General features: G+C 61.3%; 20 protein-coding genes and 1 other annotated feature. Of the genes, 4 read left to right on the top strand and 16 right to left on the bottom strand.

What is annotated here, in order from left to right; translation table 11 throughout:
• Window positions 1-12 precede the first annotated feature (12 nt).
• Window positions 13-65: a sequence feature (sul1 is cis-regulatory element that is thought to sense ions involved in sulfur or methionine metabolism; They are found in Alphaproteobacteria), on the bottom strand.
• Between the two features lie 186 nt (window positions 66-251).
• Window positions 252-1,700: an AMP nucleosidase gene (locus KFK14_RS11630; protein ID WP_212610923.1), complete on the top strand. Its 1,449-nt coding sequence runs from the start codon at window positions 252-254 to the stop codon at window positions 1,698-1,700.
• A gap of 14 nt (window positions 1,701-1,714) precedes the next feature.
• On the opposite strand, the gene KFK14_RS11625 is transcribed toward KFK14_RS11630, so the two are convergent.
• The 3 genes from KFK14_RS11625 to KFK14_RS11615 form a co-directional block, all read right to left on the bottom strand.
• A complete protein-coding gene (locus KFK14_RS11625; RefSeq protein WP_212610922.1) occupies window positions 1,715-2,872 on the bottom strand; it encodes a GGDEF domain-containing protein in 1,158 nt (385 codons plus the stop codon).
• A 27-nt stretch (window positions 2,873-2,899) separates the two neighbouring features.
• A complete protein-coding gene (locus tag KFK14_RS11620) occupies window positions 2,900-4,729 on the bottom strand; it encodes a M2 family metallopeptidase (RefSeq protein WP_212610921.1) in 1,830 nt (609 codons plus the stop codon).
• 61 nt (window positions 4,730-4,790) lie between these two features.
• Window positions 4,791-5,660, bottom strand: coding sequence for an alpha/beta fold hydrolase (locus KFK14_RS11615; protein ID WP_343227808.1), 870 nt, complete (start codon window positions 5,658-5,660; stop codon window positions 4,791-4,793).
• 78 nt (window positions 5,661-5,738) lie between these two features.
• On the opposite strand from KFK14_RS11615, the gene KFK14_RS11610 reads away from it, so the two are divergent.
• The 3 genes from KFK14_RS11610 to KFK14_RS11600 are packed head-to-tail and all read left to right on the top strand — an operon-like array spanning window position 5,739 to window position 8,804.
• Window positions 5,739-6,191: a MarR family winged helix-turn-helix transcriptional regulator gene (locus KFK14_RS11610; protein ID WP_070154654.1), complete on the top strand. Its 453-nt coding sequence runs from the start codon at window positions 5,739-5,741 to the stop codon at window positions 6,189-6,191.
• A complete protein-coding gene (locus KFK14_RS11605; protein WP_212610920.1) occupies window positions 6,184-7,260 on the top strand; it encodes an HlyD family secretion protein in 1,077 nt (358 codons plus the stop codon). Before KFK14_RS11610 ends, KFK14_RS11605 begins: the two co-directional genes overlap by 8 nt.
• Before the next feature lie 2 nt (window positions 7,261-7,262).
• Window positions 7,263-8,804: a DHA2 family efflux MFS transporter permease subunit gene (locus KFK14_RS11600; RefSeq protein WP_212610919.1), complete on the top strand. Its 1,542-nt coding sequence runs from the start codon at window positions 7,263-7,265 to the stop codon at window positions 8,802-8,804.
• A 65-nt stretch (window positions 8,805-8,869) separates the two neighbouring features.
• On the opposite strand, the gene KFK14_RS11595 is transcribed toward KFK14_RS11600, so the two are convergent.
• The 13 genes from KFK14_RS11595 to KFK14_RS11535 all read right to left on the bottom strand — a co-directional run bounded on the left by KFK14_RS11595 (window position 8,870) and on the right by KFK14_RS11535 (window position 17,150).
• A complete protein-coding gene (locus KFK14_RS11595) occupies window positions 8,870-9,895 on the bottom strand; it encodes an aspartate-semialdehyde dehydrogenase (protein WP_212610918.1) in 1,026 nt (341 codons plus the stop codon).
• 273 nt (window positions 9,896-10,168) lie between these two features.
• Window positions 10,169-11,293, bottom strand: coding sequence for a tyrosine-type recombinase/integrase (locus tag KFK14_RS11590; RefSeq protein WP_212610917.1), 1,125 nt, complete (start codon window positions 11,291-11,293; stop codon window positions 10,169-10,171).
• Between the two features lie 205 nt (window positions 11,294-11,498).
• On the bottom strand, window positions 11,499-11,891 hold the full coding sequence (locus tag KFK14_RS11585) for a hypothetical protein (RefSeq protein ID WP_212610916.1): 393 nt from the start codon (window positions 11,889-11,891) through the stop codon (window positions 11,499-11,501).
• Entirely contained in the window at window positions 11,884-12,261 is a 378-nt protein-coding gene (locus tag KFK14_RS11580) for a hypothetical protein (RefSeq protein ID WP_212610915.1), read from the bottom strand. The genes KFK14_RS11585 and KFK14_RS11580 overlap by 8 nt, the downstream gene beginning before the upstream one ends.
• A 190-nt stretch (window positions 12,262-12,451) precedes the next feature.
• On the bottom strand, window positions 12,452-12,865 hold the full coding sequence (locus KFK14_RS11575) for a helix-turn-helix domain-containing protein (RefSeq protein ID WP_246524997.1): 414 nt from the start codon (window positions 12,863-12,865) through the stop codon (window positions 12,452-12,454).
• A gap of 539 nt (window positions 12,866-13,404) precedes the next feature.
• The gene (locus KFK14_RS11570; RefSeq protein WP_212610914.1) at window positions 13,405-13,662 is read right to left on the bottom strand and encodes a hypothetical protein; all 258 of its coding nucleotides are present in this window, start codon (window positions 13,660-13,662) and stop codon (window positions 13,405-13,407) included.
• Window positions 13,663-13,737: 75 nt separating this feature from the next.
• Window positions 13,738-13,947 (bottom strand): hypothetical protein, encoded by a 210-nt coding sequence (locus KFK14_RS11565; RefSeq protein ID WP_212610913.1) that lies wholly within the window; start codon window positions 13,945-13,947, stop codon window positions 13,738-13,740.
• Complete coding sequence (locus tag KFK14_RS11560) at window positions 13,940-14,143, bottom strand: hypothetical protein (RefSeq protein WP_212610912.1); 204 nt, start codon at window positions 14,141-14,143, stop codon at window positions 13,940-13,942. Before KFK14_RS11560 ends, KFK14_RS11565 begins: the two co-directional genes overlap by 8 nt.
• Complete coding sequence (locus KFK14_RS11555; protein ID WP_212610911.1) at window positions 14,140-14,343, bottom strand: hypothetical protein; 204 nt, start codon at window positions 14,341-14,343, stop codon at window positions 14,140-14,142. The genes KFK14_RS11560 and KFK14_RS11555 overlap by 4 nt, the downstream gene beginning before the upstream one ends.
• Before the next feature lie 176 nt (window positions 14,344-14,519).
• Entirely contained in the window at window positions 14,520-14,996 is a 477-nt protein-coding gene (locus KFK14_RS11550) for a hypothetical protein (protein ID WP_246524996.1), read from the bottom strand.
• Between the two features lie 238 nt (window positions 14,997-15,234).
• Complete coding sequence (locus tag KFK14_RS11545) at window positions 15,235-15,435, bottom strand: hypothetical protein (RefSeq protein WP_212610909.1); 201 nt, start codon at window positions 15,433-15,435, stop codon at window positions 15,235-15,237.
• On the bottom strand, window positions 15,432-15,830 hold the full coding sequence (locus KFK14_RS11540) for a hypothetical protein (protein ID WP_212610908.1): 399 nt from the start codon (window positions 15,828-15,830) through the stop codon (window positions 15,432-15,434). Before KFK14_RS11540 ends, KFK14_RS11545 begins: the two co-directional genes overlap by 4 nt.
• Before the next feature lie 193 nt (window positions 15,831-16,023).
• Window positions 16,024-17,150, bottom strand: a protein-coding gene (locus KFK14_RS11535; protein ID WP_115288562.1) for an IS3 family transposase whose coding sequence is annotated in 2 segments (ribosomal slippage) — window positions 16,024-16,919 and window positions 16,919-17,150 — 1,128 coding nt in all. Because the reading frame shifts where the segments join, the coding sequence is not laid out codon by codon here.
• Between the last annotated feature and the right edge of the window lie 13 nt (window positions 17,151-17,163).

Genomic DNA, 17,163 nt, shown 5'->3' with positions numbered 1-17,163 from the left:
GATATACCGCAAACGTGACCCAGGGTTAGGCGCCGGGAAAAGCCACCGGGCAGGCCCGGTCCGTCGAACATGCGTTCCATCCCGCATTGCAGCATGATTGGCAAGACTGTTTGTCGTGGCGGCCCGTTACGGCACACCATCTTATCTTCTTGATAGACGCGACAAAACGCCCGCCGTACGCCCGGCAAGCTTTTTCACCCGGTTCACGCCGCCGTCTTTCCCATTGCACATAGAGAGGGTAACAGGATGCGATGACAGAAAGCATAGGACAAATAACGGTCGCGCAGCTTGAGGCGCTGTATCAAAGCTCCATTCATTCCCTGCGCCACGCCATGCAGGATTTTGCGCGCGACGGCAGCGTGCCGGGACCGGAGGCGCAGGCGGAGCGGCGCTTCTGCTATCCCGAACTGCGGATCACCTATGGCAGCGAGAACCAGGTTCCCCCGCCCGGCCGCTCTTTCGCGCGCCTGTCCCATCCGGGCCGCTATGTGACCACCCTTACCCGGCCCGGCATGTTCGGCGACTATCTGGCGGAGCAGATCGACCTGCTGGTCGCCGACTATGGCGTGAGCGTAGAGACCGGTCTGTCCGACCAGCAGATCCCCTTCCCCTATGTGCTCGACGGTCTTGACGCCAGCGCGTTGGACGGCGTGCCGCCGACGGAACTGGCGCGGCATTTCCCGGCCACCGAACTGGCGGAGATTGGCGACGAGATCGCCGACGGTCTGTTCCTGCCCGACCGCGGCGGAGACCGGCCGCTGGCCCTGTTCGATGGCCTGCGCACCGATTTTTCGCTGGCGCGGCTCAAACATTATACCGGCACGCCCGCCGAACATGTGCAGCGCTACATCCTGTTCACCAATTATCACCGCTATGTCGACGAGTTCGTCGCCTGGGCCTGCGCGGAACTGAAGCAGCCGGGCAGCCGCTATTCCGCCCTGTCCGGCGCGGGCGGCGTATATGTGACGTCGGAAACAGCCGATCCGGCGCGGATGATCGCCGACAGTGCGTGGCGCAAGCACCAGATGCCCGCTTATCACCTGATCGCGCCCGACCGCAGCGGCATCACGCTGGTCAATATCGGGGTAGGACCATCCAACGCCAAGACGATCTGCGACCATCTGGCGGTGGTGCGCCCGGAGGCCTGGCTGATGATCGGCCATTGCGGCGGGCTGCGGCCAAGCCAGCGGATTGGCGACTATGTGCTCGCCCACGCCTATCTGCGCGACGACCATGTGCTTGACGACGTGCTACCGCCGGAGATTCCGGTGCCCGCCATCGCCGAGGTGCAGGTGGCGATGGCGTCGGCTGCCGAGGCTGTGCTGGGCGGCGGCGACGATTTCAAGCGGCGGCTGCGCACCGGAACGATCGTGACGACCGACGACCGGAACTGGGAACTGCGCTATTCCAAGTCGGCGCTGCGCTTCAGCCTGTCGCGCGCCGTGGGGATCGACATGGAATCGGCCACCATCGCAGCGCAGGGATACCGGTTCCGCGTCCCCTACGGCACGTTGCTTTGCGTGTCGGACAAGCCGATCCACGGCGAATTGAAGTTGCCGGGGCAGGCCAACCGCTTCTACGAGGAAGCCATTGCCGGGCATCTGCGGGTTGGCCTGATGACCTGTGAATTGCTTCGCGAACAGGGCGCGAAACTGCACAGCCGCAAGCTGCGGGCGTTTAACGAACCGCCCTTCCGCTAGATCAGGCGGTCAGATCAGGCTGCGGCCTTGCTCCAGAGGGTCACCCGGTCGCGGCCCTGCTGCTTTGATTGATACAGCGCCTCGTCCGCGCGGGCGATGAGGTCCTCCAGGGCATTGTCGCCGGGCATGAATTCGGCCACGCCGAAGCTTGCCTTCACACAGCCCGGAGGCATTTTGGCGACGGACAGGTTGGACAAGCTACCGCGGACGCGCTCCATAACCTCCACGGCCGCGTCGCCGGACGAGTCGATCAGCAGGACGCAGAACTCGTCGCCACCCAGACGGCCGACGACATCGCCCTTGCGCACGGCCAGTAACAGGGCCTTGGCGAATGTCCGCAACGCCGCATCGCCCGCAATATGGCCATAACCGTCGTTCAGGGTCTTGAAGCTGTCCATATCGCAAATGACCGCCGCCAGTTTGCGCTTCTGCCGCTTGGCGTTGGCGATCGCCATGATAGCGGCCTGTTCAACGCCCCGCCGGTTGAGGATGCCGGTCAACTGATCGTTGCTGACCATGGAGCCGAGCTGCTTGGCCAGATCGCCCGCCACCACCAGCACCGCCGCCACGCCGGTCGCGACATAGATGGGCGGCAGTCCCAAACCGAGTATCGCGCGATAGAGGGTCAGGCCGGCGTCCGAACCGCCCTGCCCGATCATCAGCCCTGCGGACACAAGAGCGAGCTGAAAAACGCCAAAGATCACCAGCATGACGATGAAGGCGCGTTCGGGCGGCGTCGCGATTCTGCGGCGGGGCCAGATGGCGGCGGCGGCGGCGATCATCATGACCCCGGTGAAGCTGGACGCGATGCTGCCCCGCATCGCCATCGTCCCCATCGGGCTGAATGCAACCGCGACCCCCGCGCCTGCAACCACCCAACCGATGAGGAACTGGCCCCATCCGACCGGCAGGCCCGACCTCTGCCGCGCGCCGATGGCGACCAGGGAGCTGCTCGCCAGAATGCACAGCCCCGCCAGCGTCATCAGCACATGGCTGTCGAGCAGCAGCCCGGCCCCATTAAACAGCCATTGCAGTACGGCGATGCCATAGGACATCGCCCAATACAGGACATGCCTGTCCCGCCCGAAACTGAACCAGGCGAGCGTCATGGCGACGCACATGATGCTGCTCGTGAAGAACAGGACCGACAGGATGACGACGTGTGGGTTCATCGGGTTTCCGGTAGAGTCACGCCGCGATTACCAGCCGCATTGCTTCCCCTTGTTCTGCGTCTTCAGCCATTTCTGCAAGGGCGCGAAATAGGCGAGCATCGGCTTGCCCGACATCTCGCGCGATCCGGTAAAGGCCTGCAGCGCGTCTGGCCAGGGCTTCGATGCGCCCATTTCCAGCATGGCGTTCAGCTTCTCGCCGACTTTCTTGTCCCCATAGAAGGAGCAGCGGTGGAGCGGTCCCTTCCATCCTGCCTGTTTGCACGCGGCCTGATAGAATTGGAACTGCAGCAACCGGGCAAGGAAATAGCGGGTGTAGGGCGTGTTGCCCGGAATATGATATTTGCCGCCCGGATCGAAACGGGTCTCGTCCCTTTCAACAGGCGGAACAATGCCCTGATATTCGCGGCGAAGGTCGGTCCATGCCTTTTGATAGCCGCTCTCCGGGATGGACCCGTCGAAAACGCCCCAACGCCACTTGTCGATCAACAGGCCAAAGGGCAGGAACGCCACCTTGTCCATCGCCTGCCGCAGCAGGAGGCCGATATCCTTGTCCGCACTCGGCACCTTCGCAGGATCGAGCAGGCCGATCTTCACCAGATAGTCGGGCGTAATCGAGAGCGCCACGAAATCGCCAATGGCTTCATGGAAACCGTCATTGGCGCCGTCGAGATACAGGAACGCCTGCTTGTTATAGGCGCGCTGATAATAATTATGGCCTAGCTCATGATGGATGGTGACGAAATCGTCGCCATTCACCTTTGTGCACATTTTGATGCGGATATCGTCCTTGTTGTCGAGATCCCAGGCGGATGCGTGGCAAACGACTTCGCGATCGCGCGGCTTGACGATCTGCGAGCGGTCCCAGAATGTCTGGGGCAGCGGCGTGAAGCCGAGCGAGGAATAGAAGCCCTCGCCCGCCTTCACCATCTTCACCGGATCATAGCCCTTGGCCGTCAGCAGTTCGGTCGTGTCATATCCCAAATCGCCCGCGCCCTTTGGCGCGACGATGTCGTAGATATTGCCCCATTCCTGCGCCCACATATTGCCGAGCAGGTCGGCGCGGATTGGGCCGGTCTTGGATTGAACCGCATCGCCATATTTCTCGTTGAGCTTGCTGCGCGTGTAGCAATGGAGATCGTCGTAGAGCGGCTTCACCTCGCTCCAGAGCTTGTCCGTAAGCTTGGCGAAATCGTCCGCAGGCATGTCATATTTGGAGCGCCACATCGCACCGGTGTCGGCATAGCCCAGCTCTTTCGCGCCGGCATTGGCGATGCCCACCATCCTGGCATAGTCGGCGCGCATGGGCGCACCCACATTGTCGTGCCAGCTTACCCACATTTCCTTGAGTTCATTAGGATTGCGGTCCGTGCCCATCTCGGCCTCGATATCGCTGCCGTTGATGGGCTGGCCGCGCAGGGTACCCTTGCCCTTGCCATAGGCGGATTGCAGCCGAGTGGAGATGTCGTTGAGTTGCTGCGCAGCCCCCGGCGCAGTCGGCGCGGGGAGCACAAGCTTGGTGCGGACGAGGTTCAACCGGCGCTGGGTTTCAGCGGAAAGGCCCGGCGCATTGGCATATTTGGCCGCTTCCAGCGCGAAATCGACATTCATCGCTGTGCGCTTGGCCCCGACTTCCGCCGCCAGCGCGTCGCTGTCATCCGTGATGTAGGTCGAATTGATCCAGTCGACCCGGTTCTGCGTAAGGTCATGCGCCGCCATCGCCGCTTCCGCGCGGGCGAGGAACGCTTCGGCGTCAGCCGCACTTGGAGCGGACGCGGATGTTTGCGCCGTGGATTGCGCGGCCAGCGGCTGCGCGGCGAGCGCCACTGCCAGAGCAGCGACGGAGAGGAGGATTTTCACAGGCAAGTCTCCCAATCTGGAGATATTATACGACCGTAAGTGACGGATGCCGGATGACCGGTCAAGCGGCCAGAAAGTCTCCTATCACCCTTCCCAGTTCGGGCTTGGTCACGCTGCTCATATGCGTGCCTGGAATTTCCTCTAAGCGGGCGTTGGGCAATATATCGGTCAGGTCCTGCGGCGAACCATTGTCCCTGTCCTCGGCCCCGCTCACGACCAGAATGGGCGTGGCGATGCCGGGAAGATCGGCGGGATCAATGTCTCCGAATGTGCGAAGCAGCAGCGCGGCGGCCTCGCCATCCACCTTCATGGTCTTCATGAACTGCGCCGAAAGCCAGCGCGGATCGCCATGCTTTATCGTGTCGCGATCAGCAATCACCGACAGGAAGAAATCCCGCCGTTTCGCCCAGCCCGACAGCCCCTGCAGTCCCATGCCCGCCAATATCGCCCGTCGCGGCGCAAGACCCCGGGTGAGCAACAGAGCCGTCGTCCGCGCGCCGAGCGAGAAACCGCCAAGATCATAATCCGAAAGACCAAGGCCGGAAATCAGCGCCTCAACGTCAAGCGCCAGCACGTCCGCCGGATAATCATCGAGATCATGCGAGGCGCTGCTTTGCCCATGCACGCGGAAGTCCGGCATGATGACCCGGAAACCCCGCTCCGCGATCGCCGCCGCCGTGCCATATTTGATCCAGTTCACATGGGCGTTCGAAAACAGGCCGTGCAACAGGATCAGCGGCCGTCCCGCACCAAGCTGATGCACTGCCAATGGAGCTGCCCTGTGGCCCGGCATCATCGTCACGGTCGCATCGGTCGAGAAATTTTCCGCCACTGAAAACACCTGTTCGCTAAGCATTTGTCCGCTTTGGCGGCATAGCACGCTGCCGCTTGCTCCGCCCGATATGCCGATGCCGAACCCATGTCGAGCCATGGCCATATGTCTGCAGCGTAACAGAAAATTTCGAGAGGAAGCTTCCTTTATATAACTATGCTTATTATATGCGCAGTCATGAGCGAACATTTTGGATTCTATGTCAGCGACATCGGCCGGCTGATGCGAAAGCATTTCGACGCCGCCACCAGGGATATCGGCGTCACCGGCCCGCAATGGCGGCTGCTTTTTACGCTGCATCGCCAGCCGGGAATCAATCAGGGCCAGTTGGCCGACCGGCTGGAGGTCGAACCCATCACCACCTGCCGCATGGTGGACAGGCTGGAGCAGGCCGGGCTGGTCGAGCGCCGGCGCGATCCGGCCGACCGGAGGGCCTGGCAAATTTTCATTACCGATGCCGCCCTGCCGCTTATCGAGGAGCTGCGTGAAATCGCGCATTTGAAACTGGCTGAGGCTGTGGCTGGCTTCACGCCGGAGGAAGTCGATACGCTGACCCAGATGCTGGCCCGGCTGCGCGACAATCTGCTTGAGGACCCTGCGCCGTTTTTGAAGGCCCAGAAGCATGGCTGAAGCCGACCGCCCGATCGCCGAACCCGGCACGCCCGTCACGCTTGAGATCGAGAATGAGGCGAACGGCAAGACCGGCAACCGCCGCCGCCTGGCGCTTATGGTCTCGGTTCCTCTGCTCATCGCTCTGGTCGGGGCGTGGTTCTACCTGACCGGCGGCCGGACCGTCAGCACGGACAACGCCTATGTCAAACAGGATGTGGTTTCGATTTCCAGCGATGTGAATGGAAGGATCGTCAGCGTCCGCGTGCGCGAGAACCAGATGGTGAAGGCCGGCGATACGCTGTTCACGGTGGACCCGGAACCGTATCGTGTCGCCCTGGAATCCGCCAATGCAGCGATTGCCACCGCCCAGGCGAAGGTCACTGGCCTGCAAACCGACCTGAGCACCAGCGCTGTCGATATTGAAGGCGCGCAGAGCGATGTCACATTCGCCAAGGCCGAATATGAGCGCCAGCAGGAGTTGATGCGCAGCGGCTTCACTACCAAGGCGAAGCTGCAGGCGGCGCAGAATGCGTATCAGAATGCCCAATGGCGTGTCCGGGAAGCGCAGGTCGATGCCGCCAAGGCCCGCGCCGCGCTGGCGAACGGCGCGCAGGTGCCGGGCGTCAATCCGGCCGTCGCCACGGCGCTGGCGCAGCGAGACAAGGCTGCGCTTGACCTGTCCAGAACGCGGACAGTCGCGCCGGTTGCTGGCAGGATCAGCCAGTCCGGCCGGCTGCAGGTGGGTCAGATGATGATCATGGGCCTGCCCGCCGTCAGCGTGGTCGCCAGCGACCGGAGCTGGATCGAGGCCAATTTCAAGGAAGGCCAACTGGAGAAAATGTATCCGGGCCAGCGCGCCACCATAACCTTCGACGCTTATCCCAACCTGAAGCTGAAGGGCCATGTCGAAAGCCTTGGCGCCGGAACGGGGTCGGAATTTTCCGTGCTTCCCGCCCAGAATGCGAATGGCAACTGGGTCAAGGTGACCCAGCGGGTGCCCGTGCGCATCGCCATCGATGACAAGTCCCCCCGCCCCCTCATCGCCGGGTTGAGCGCGGCCGTCACCGTGGATGTGCGGCAGCGGTAATCATGGCCGAAAACCCCGATCAGCCGCTGCTGAAAGTTCGGCAGAAGGGGCTATTGACCATCGCCATCATGGCGGCGACGCTACTGCAGGTTCTTGACACCACCATCGCTAACGTCGCCCTGCCCCATATGCAGGCGTCGCTGGGCGCGACCCAGGACAGCATTAGCTGGGTGCTCACCAGCTATATCGTCGCATCCGCCATCGCGATCCCGATCACTGGCTGGCTGGCGGATCGCATCGGCAGCCGGCGACTGTTTATCGTGTCGGTCTGTACCTTCGTTGTCGCGTCCATGCTGTGCGGCATCGCCACCAGCCTGATCGAAATGGTGCTATTTCGTCTGATCCAGGGCATTTCCGGGGCCTTTATCGCACCGCTCGCGCAGAGCCTGCTGCTGGATATCAATCGCAAGTCCGATCACGCGAAGGCCATGTCGATCTATGGCATGGGCATCATGATCGGCCCGATCGCCGGGCCGATACTTGGCGGCTGGCTGACCGAGAATTTCAACTGGCGCTGGGTCTTCTACGTCAATGTGCCGGTCGGAATATTGTGCATCGCCCTTCTGCTGTGGCTGCTGCCCTCCAAGGAGACAGTGAAACGGCATTTCGACGCCACCGGCTTTGCGTTGCTGGGGCTGGGACTGGCCGCCCTGCAACTGGTGCTGGATCGGGGCGAACATGTCGACTGGTTCAACGCGAACGAGATATGGATTGAAACAGGGATAGCGGCGGCCGCTTTCTGGATGTTCGGCGTGCATGCCTTCACCGCGAAATCGCCGCTATTCCCCAAAGATTTATGGCGCGACAGGAATATGGTGAGCGGGGCGATCTTCATGTTCGTGCTGGGCGTTCTCACCATGTCGGCCATGGCGCTGCTGCCACCGATGCTCCAGTCGCTATTCGGTTATCCGGTGATGGAGACGGGCACGCTGCTGGCGTCCCGTGGCATGGGCGTGCTGATCACCATGTTCCTGGTCGGCCGGATCAGCCACTTCGTCGATCTGCGCCTGATGGTTTTCGTCGGCTTCGTCATCTGCGCCGGGTCGCTCTGGATGATGACCGGCTGGTCGCTGGAAATGGACTGGGTGCCGGTGGTGGAGAGCGGCTTTGTCCAGGGTCTGGGCCTGGGGCTGATCTTCGTGCCGCTCAACATATTGAGCTTCGCCACATTGCATCCGGCATATCGGACGGACGGGGCCAGCCTGCTGAACCTGTCCCGCAATATCGGGTCTTCCATCGGCATTGCGCTGATGGCGGCGCTCCTCACGCGCAATACGCAGATTAGCCATGCCGACCTTGCCCAGCACGCGACATTCGAAAGCCTGCCGCTTGATCCAGCCATGTCGGGGATATTGGGCGCGACGGGGGACAGCGCCATGGCCATGCTGAACGGGGAAGTGACGCGGCAGGCGGCGATGATCGCCTATCTTGACGACTTCAAGCTGATGACGATCGCCACCCTGCTCGTGCTGCCGCTGATTTTGCTGCTCAAGCGGCCGACGCCGCGCAAACCGGGCGACGAGCTGCCCGTCATGGCGGAATAGGATATGGCGGCGATCCGGGGATCGCCGCCATAGCTTTTTGCCGGATATCTGCCGGGCTGTTGCCGTCAGCCCTTCTTCAGATGCCGGCGGCCCAGAAGCTCCGCAATCTGAACAGCGTTCAATGCCGCGCCCTTGCGCAGATTGTCGCTGACGCACCACAGGGCCAGACCATTTTCCACGGTCGCATCCTCACGGACGCGGCTGACGAAGGTCGCATAATCGCCCACGCATTCGACGGGGGTCACGTATCCGCCATTCTCCCGCTTATCGACGAGCATGACGCCCGGCGCTTCGCGCAGGATGGACTGCGCCTTCGCCGCGCTGATCTCATCCTCAAACTCCAGGTTGATCGCTTCCGAATGGCCGACGAACACGGGAACGCGCACGCAGGTCGCCGTGACCTTGATCTTGGGATCGAGGATCTTCTTGGTCTCGACGACCATTTTCCACTCTTCCTTGGTATAGCCATCATCCAGGAAGACGTCGATGTGCGGGATGACATTGAAGGCGATCTGCTTGGTGAACTTCTTCGCCTCCGCCGGATCGCCGACGAAGATGTTGCGCGACTGCTCGAACAGCTCGTCCATGCCTTCCTTGCCCGCGCCGGAGACCGACTGATAGGTGGCGACAACGACCCGCTTGATCGTCGCAGCGTCGTGCAGCGGCTTCAGCGCCACCACCATCTGCGCGGTCGAGCAGTTCGGATTGGCGATGATGTTCTTCTTGGTATAGCCGTCGATCGCCTCCGGGTTCACCTCAGGCACGATCAGGGGTACGTCCGGGTCCATGCGGTAAAGCGACGAATTGTCGATCACCACGCAACCGGCGGCGGCCGCCTTGGGCGCATATTCCTGAGCCGGGCCGGACCCCGCGGCGAACAGGGCAATATCCCATCCCGTAAAGTCGAAATGTTCAATATTCTTGCATTTCAGGGTTTTGCCGGTGTCTCCGAAATCAATCTCCGTGCCGGTCGAGCGCGGCGAAGCAACCGCCGCGATCTCGTCAATCGGGAACTCCCGCTCGGCAAGGATGGTCAGCATTTCACGGCCCACATTACCCGTGGCACCGACGACAACGACCTTGTAACCCACTGTTCAACTCCTGAAACGGCGCGCGTCCATGCGCGCGGGGCGCGCGATAGCGGAACCGGGAGGCTGGGGGAAGCGTGATTATCCTTGGGACAGACAAGGCTGCCCTATCGACGTCACTCCCGCGGGACGCCACAATCCTGTCCAACAAAGGCGACGGGGAAAGCGTGGGTATATCGCCTAATGGTGGGCGCGGTAGGGATTGAACCTACGACCCCACCCGTGTGAAGGGAGTTGGCGATTTAGCGCAACGGAATGATTTAATTAGAAAATCTTTCATTTCTTTTTTGCCTCTGTACGCGGTTTGTACGATTTGCCCCCAGAAGCGAGCTTTATGCGGGTCAGTTTTTCGGCCTCTTTCAGGCCGCGATAGAAGGCCTCGTGGACCTTCCCGGACACCTCTTCGGCGTGGGTATAGGTCCGCTTCATAAGCGCTGTGTCGGCCCATCCACCGAAAGCGCCGGCCGCCTTTTCATCGACCGATTGGCGGATGTTCATCTCCTGCCCGAACCCGTGGCGACCTGCCGCGTGGAATGGGATGAACGGGATCTTGGCATCCTCGCATGCCTTCGCCCATCCCTTGCGTGGGCTCGATCGATCCGCGAATCCGAATAGGCGCAGATTCTCCGCTTTCCGCTCGGCGCCCCGAGGATACAATACCGGCAGCGCCTTGAGCTCGTCCACCAGCTCCTTTGGTATGTCGAGCCAGCGATCGTCATGCCCCTTCGCGCCGGGGATGCATATCTGACCCTCGTCAAGACGGCAGTGCAGCTTCGGGTGCATGGATATGGCCTGGCTGATGCGGGCGCCCGTCACGAACATCGTCAGGGCCAAAGCGGCGTGGCGTTGCCCGGCATGCTGGCGGAACTTCAGGAGCCATTCCCAGCTGCCCGGTTCCTTTTTGACCCGGCTCTTCTTCCCGCGGCGCTTGTCCTGCTTCAGGCGGTCCTGCTTGCTGAAACCCTTCACGTGGAAAAGGTCGCCGCTGTCGCCATCCCTGAAATTGTTTATTACGGATCGGACCGGCGTGATGACTTGCCGCGTCCATGTGTCGGTGGATGCATTCGGATATAGCTCGCGGGCCAACTGGCGGACGTCTTTCGGCGCGATGCTGGAGAGCTTCTTTGAGCCCCACTTCTCAGTAATAGGAATCAGATAGGTCGCCGTCTTGTTGTTCGCCGGGTAGAGCATGACTGCCTCCGCGAAGCTCAGCGTCTTGTTGGCGCCGAGCAGGTGTTCATTTATGCGGCGCTCTTCTTCGTCCCGGCACCAGGCCCAAGCGCCCGCTTCCTCAGATGCTCCAGTGCTGTTTCGGTAGTAGTCGGTGATCGGCTTGCCGAGATATTCGACCCGACCCTTCGCCCACCATGTCGCGCCCCTTCTATAGGGTTCGAGCGGCATTTTCTGTCTCCAAGGATTATATCAATTTGAGAGGGGGTGATCAGCATCTTGCGGCCGAGGCGGTAACAGGCACCTAGCCGGTTGGCCTTCTCCCGCAGGGTCCGCTCGGAAACGTCCAGGCCGCGTTCGATCAGGATCCGCACCCATTCCTCAGGCGATTTCCCTCGATCAAGGATGGTCGATCCGGTGCTTACCATTGGCGCGTTCATGCCGCCCTCCTCCACTTCTTCGGCGGCGCCTTACGCGGCCGAGTGATGGCGCCGTCGGGCCAAACCCACTTCGCCAGACCGCTTGGCGAGATCACCTTGACCTTGCCGTCCTTCCGCAGACCCAGGACCGGGCATTCAAACTCAAATACTGGCGCGGGCGTGCCGGTGGGCCACCACAGTTCACGAGCGGTCGCAGGTCGCGTCACGACAAGAGTTTCGACCTCGCCGGGGACCAGGCCGTAGACAATCATCGAATGCATCTGCTCATTCGTGAACCGATCCCCTTCTCGGATCGATCCTTCCCAGAATCCTTGATTGGACGGGGTAATGGTCCTGCGGACCTTGTGATAGGGATAGACGATGGGTTTCATCTGCAGCGCCTCAATCACCTATCGCCGCCAAGGCTGTTGAGAAGCTTATCGCTATAATGGCGGGATTATCCTCCCACCTCTCCCCTGGCTTCGTATGAAGGGAATCCCATAGGGCTCGGTAGACTTGGACTGGATCCTCGTTCCAATGATTGGGGAGGGAATCAACGCGCCACCGATCCCCGTCGCGCTCGAGACCTTCCTCGATCGCGTCCTCGGCAGTGATGTCCCAGAGGCGCTGCTCGATAAGGTCGGAGACGGTCAGCGTCAGCCGAGACGCCCACCGGGGCATGTGGATGGACGGCACCTGTAGGCTGTCGCCGCCGCGATACGTCCGGAGATTCTCCCACTTCTTCTCCCACTCGAAAAGGTCGGGGATGAGCTTGCCCATATCGTCGGCAATATATTGGACGCCTTTGCGACCGGTGCCCGGCTCAACGGCCGCGCAGCAGGACTCGCGGACCCATAGGCGGTCGCGCGGAGTGCAAAGGCGCAGCGGTGAAGAGGCAAGGCGGCGCGTCTCGCTCTTGCGCTGGTTTATGAGGGCGCGGACCATAGGCGCGCTAAAGATGATCGGACGATCAGCCACGGTTGGCACGCCGTTCATGCCATATCAGGTCGTCGCCTCGCATTAGCGCCTCGGCGATCCTGTAGATCACATCTTCTACGGAGCTATTGTGGCTTATCGAGACCTCCAGTTCCTCACTGGTCAGCCACTCGAGAAACTTCGACCTTTCCGAGTTTTGAACTTCGGGCGCCGCTGTGCCGGCAGCCGAGAAGCATTTTTCAAGATCGCTTTTCCGGTAATACAGGCGCTTGCCTTTACGAATTACCGGGAGGTGACCTTGCTCGGTGAGATGGTACACCTGTCGGTCTGTCAGTCCAATGTAGGACCCTGCAGCGGCGGCGCCGCAAATCAGATCACTTGCCAGCATGTTAGCCGCTCCGATATTTGAGGATTCAGGCTGAGCACGATCGCTCAAAAGACTAGTCACGATGCGCGCCTTTCTCCAGCGCTTGCCGGATAGATACGGTGGCGGAGAACTCGCCCATCAACGATGTCCGGAGCGGTCCTTCCTCGCTGCGAGCGATCACGCGATTGACCTCATCGCCATAGCGACAGATCCACCGAATAACGGCCTCGCGCTCTTCAAGGATGGCCGCGTCAACTAAATGCACTTACCCTCTCCCTCTATGCGTGAGTATTGGAGCTTGCCCTGCCCCTGCGGCGCCCGAACGGACGTTGCGCTCGAATCGGTCCAGCGCGATGAGGCTCTGCTCTGCGGCCATTGCGGCAAGGCGCTGCCGTATGAGGCAGCTGCGCTCCGGGCTAATGCCGGAGTGAAGTCCAACGTCATGCATCGGACCGACCCTCTCCCGCCACGCAAGGCATGATCCCAATAAGATCAGACTGACAAACTATGCATGGGCACTCGTCTCCGCTGTCGGGCCCCCGCACCGGCGCAGGTACCGGCGCGCCGCCTAGGGTGGACAGGCGCTCGAAGAAGGATTTCTCGTGCTTCTTAGCCATCTCCTACCCCTCCTCTGTGAGGATGGCGTCGATCATGGCGCGATAGGAACAGTTCATCCAATGTTCGTCGTACGCCTTGGACCCGCCAGGGCGATCGCTTCGGAGGTCATCAACGAAACAGCCGGCTTCGACCATGTTGTCAGTTGGCTCACGCATCGCTTCGACTGCGGCGCGGGCGTGAGGCAGGAACGGCTCCCAAGGTCGGTCGAAACCGTCGCCATATTCAGCACCAGCTATCGCCCTCGCCACCCGCTCAATCATGGTCTCGCTCATCCCGGCCGGGATTTGGCTGCAAGCACAGACGGTTTCGCCGCATTCAGCGCAGTGTCCGCTCATCTACAAGCTCCCGTTGTTAGGGGTGGTGGGGGCGATGGCGTTCTGGAAATACGCTTTCAAGGCATCGACGCAGTACGGGCGCACCGGCCCAAGATCGCGCTCCAGTTCGATCCACCGGCCATCGCGCTGGATGACGTTGCGCATCATGCAGGGGCAGCGGGGCTGACCATTCTGCGGGCCGACGCAGTTGCAAACGCGGACCTCAGACATAAGGCGATCTCCTCACATCAGCGAGAGCGCGGGTAAGTTCCATGCTGGCGCGCTTGGCGCCGGGGAAAATGCGAATGTCCGACTTCCGCTTGCCCTCGAAGATGTCAGCGGCCTCCTCGGCGTATTGCATGAAGCGCTTGGCCTCACGGATTGCGGCGCGGAGGCGGCGGGCCTGCTTGGCGTTGACGTCGGTCACGCTGCCTCCTCCTGCTTGCGCGCCCAGGCGCGTCCCATCGTCGTTCCTTCGAGCCAAGCCAGCCAATAGGCGGTGACCACGTCACGCCCGTCGAAGTCGTATTTCTTCTGGAAGGCCGGCCACCCTAGCCTCTCGCCCTGTTCCGCATGATGGCCGTCGCACATGGGGAGGCAGGCAACATCACTTGCCTTGGTTGCCACGCCCTTATCGCCCCAAGGATCGAAGTGGCAGGCGCGAACCAAGCCTCTGCATCCGCCCTTTTCTGCGAGATAGCAGGGGCGCCCGTTCAGCCACTTGCGATAGCCTGGGACGCGTTTCTCCGCGTCAGCGCGGCGGCTGTTCTGCTTGCGCGGCTTAAGGGCGGAGCGGCGGAGCATCAGGCCGCGACCTTCTCTGGCTGCCGATAGACAACCCGATGCTCCGGTGAGAGATACTCCCGGAACGCCGCTACGGCTTCGTCGAGATTTGGATGCCGCTCGCTCATCCCGCCCTCATGAGAGCGCTGGAAGAAAGATAACTCGAAGTGCCCGGCGGCCTTGGCGCGGATCTCGCATCGAATGCGAGCCTCGTGACACAGGAACACCAAGTTGGTCAGCGGATAGAAGTCGAAGGTCGCCATGCGGCCATCGCGCCAAGGCACGAAAATTCCGCTATGCCATATGCCGGTGCCCCAGCTGACCTTCTCCCAGTTGATCGGGGCGTTGTAGATGCCGCCGCCGACCATACCGAGGATGTCCATGACCTTGGCCTGAAACTCGGTGAGTTTTTCGGGCGCAGGCCTGAACGACCTGCGGTTGCGGTTGACGCTGTTGAAGGCGCGATTGTTGTCCTCGACCCAGCCGGCATGGTCCATGCGGTTATAGCTCATCGCGCACCTGAAAGGTTGGCGCAGCGACCGGCCTCGACAGCCGCTGCGCTAACTAGGGAAGATCCGGTATGGGGTATAACCGGCGAGGCTTTGGGATGGATTTTTGCCCAGTATTGAGCCAGGGCGGCCATGCGCTGTCGTGTTCGCTCGGTCTCGGCATATATCTCTGCCAGCCTGCGCGGCGCTTCCGCCTTTTGGCGTGCCCTGCGTTCTTCACAAAGCGTCATGCCGCCACCTGCTTGCGATCACGCTCAGTCAGGCAGTAGAATTCAGCGAATTCTTCCCATGTGTGCTTGCCGTCTCGGACGTCGGCCAAGTGCTCGGCAAGCATCTCGAGCGAGACGCTGTAGCCGAAATCATCGGACTGACCGCCCTCTAGACAGTTTTTGGCCTGGCGAAGCATGTTTATGGCGTTGCACCTCATGCCTCGGACTCCGAATAAAATGTCTCTTCGTTTCGAGACGCAGTGAATGTCCAACGCCTGCATGGCTTCCATTTGGCAAACCAAGCGTCAAAGGCTGCGCCGAGCGATTGCTCAAGATCTGCGCGCGCACCATCCTTGAGGTCCATGTCAGCGCCGTCCTCGCCCCAAGCGTCCAAGTTTTGCTCTTCGAAGTTTTCAAGGACGATCTCGGCGTCAAAGCGGCAGCGTAGCGCACCTCCCTGATGAGCCTCACAGATAGTGAAGGTGTCGCCCTCAGCCTCACGCCGCGCCTGATCAATGGTGGCCTCGCGGGCAGCTTCGCCAATATAGTAGGATTCTGGACAGGAGCCGTAACCCCAGAACCACTGCCAACGCGGCTGCGCTCCGCTGGTCATGCTCGCCTCCAAACCATCCACCAGGGACGATCCTGCTCCATAGGCAGCAACTTGGACGCTGACTTGCGGCGCTTGATCTTCACCGGCCGCGGCGTGTCCAAGGGCTCTACACCCTCCAGCGCGTTCAGGATCTTCGGCCAATATTCATAAGCCATGTGGACTTGTAACGGTTTTGTGCCGGTCACCTATCTCATTATGCCACCTTGGCTTCGAACGCGAGCGGGCTGATGCCGCCTAGATATGAATGGCGGCGACGGGTGTTGTAGAAGCCATTGATGTACTGAAAGATGGCGGCTTCTGCCTGACGCCGCGTCGGCCAGCTCTGCCGCCAGATGAGTTCCGCCTTCAGGGATTTGAAGAAGGTCTCGACGGACGCATTGTCGTAGCAATTTCCCTTGCCGCTCATTGATGGACGCAGGCCATAGGCCTGCAGCTTTTTCTGATAGTCGTAGGAGCAATATTGGCTACCGCGATCCGAATGGAAAAGGCAGCCCTCGGGAGGCTGGCGCAGGCGCACCGCCATATCCAGCGCCCTGATCGCCAGGTCTTTCTTCATCCTGTCGCTGACTGCCCAGCCTACGACGCGACGGCTATGCAGATCGAGAATGACGGCAAGGTAGAGCCAGCCTTCGGACGTCCAGATATAGGTGATGTCGCCGGCCCATTTACGGTTGGGCGCATCTGCGGCAAAATCGCCGTCCAGCCAGTTCGCTGCGACACCCAGGCGATGGTGGCTGTCAGTCGTAACCTTGTGCTTGCGCGTGCGGACTGGCTTGATCCCGTTGATCTTCATCAGCCGCCCGACCCGGCGCTCGCCAACATCGAGCCCTACCTCCTTCAACTCCATCGTCATGCGAGGACGGCCGTAGCTGCCAAGGCTCAGCCTGTACTGTTCCCGGATATGGGCCAGCACTTTCATATCTGTCCGCTCCCGCCTGCTGATCGGGCGCGAGCGCCAGGAACGATAGCCGCGTTCACTGACATCCATGACACGGCAGAGCAGTTCAACGGGCCACCGGTGCCGCCAGCTATGCACAAATGCGAACTTCACGGCCTTTGGCTCGCGAAGAACTGCGTGGCCTTTTTTAGCACTTCCCTCTCCTCCCGCAGCACACGGTTCTCAAGGCGAAGGCGTTCATTCTCACGCGCCAGATCTGCCTGCGGCGCTGAAACCAGATCACTGGGCCGATACTGCGATACCCACTTGCCCAGCGTCGACTTCCCTATCCCCAAATCCGATGCAACCCGATCGCGCGGCAACCCGCTGGTCAGCGCGATCCGTACCGCCTCTTGCTTGAACTCTTCTGTATGCTTGATCATCTCGTCGGTCTCC

It is taken from the genome of Sphingobium phenoxybenzoativorans, assembly GCF_018286635.1.
In the GTDB taxonomy this organism is placed as follows: domain Bacteria; phylum Pseudomonadota; class Alphaproteobacteria; order Sphingomonadales; family Sphingomonadaceae; genus Sphingobium; species Sphingobium phenoxybenzoativorans.
Note: the sequence above shows the minus strand (reverse complement) of the source record. Positions and strands in the feature narration are given on the sequence as shown.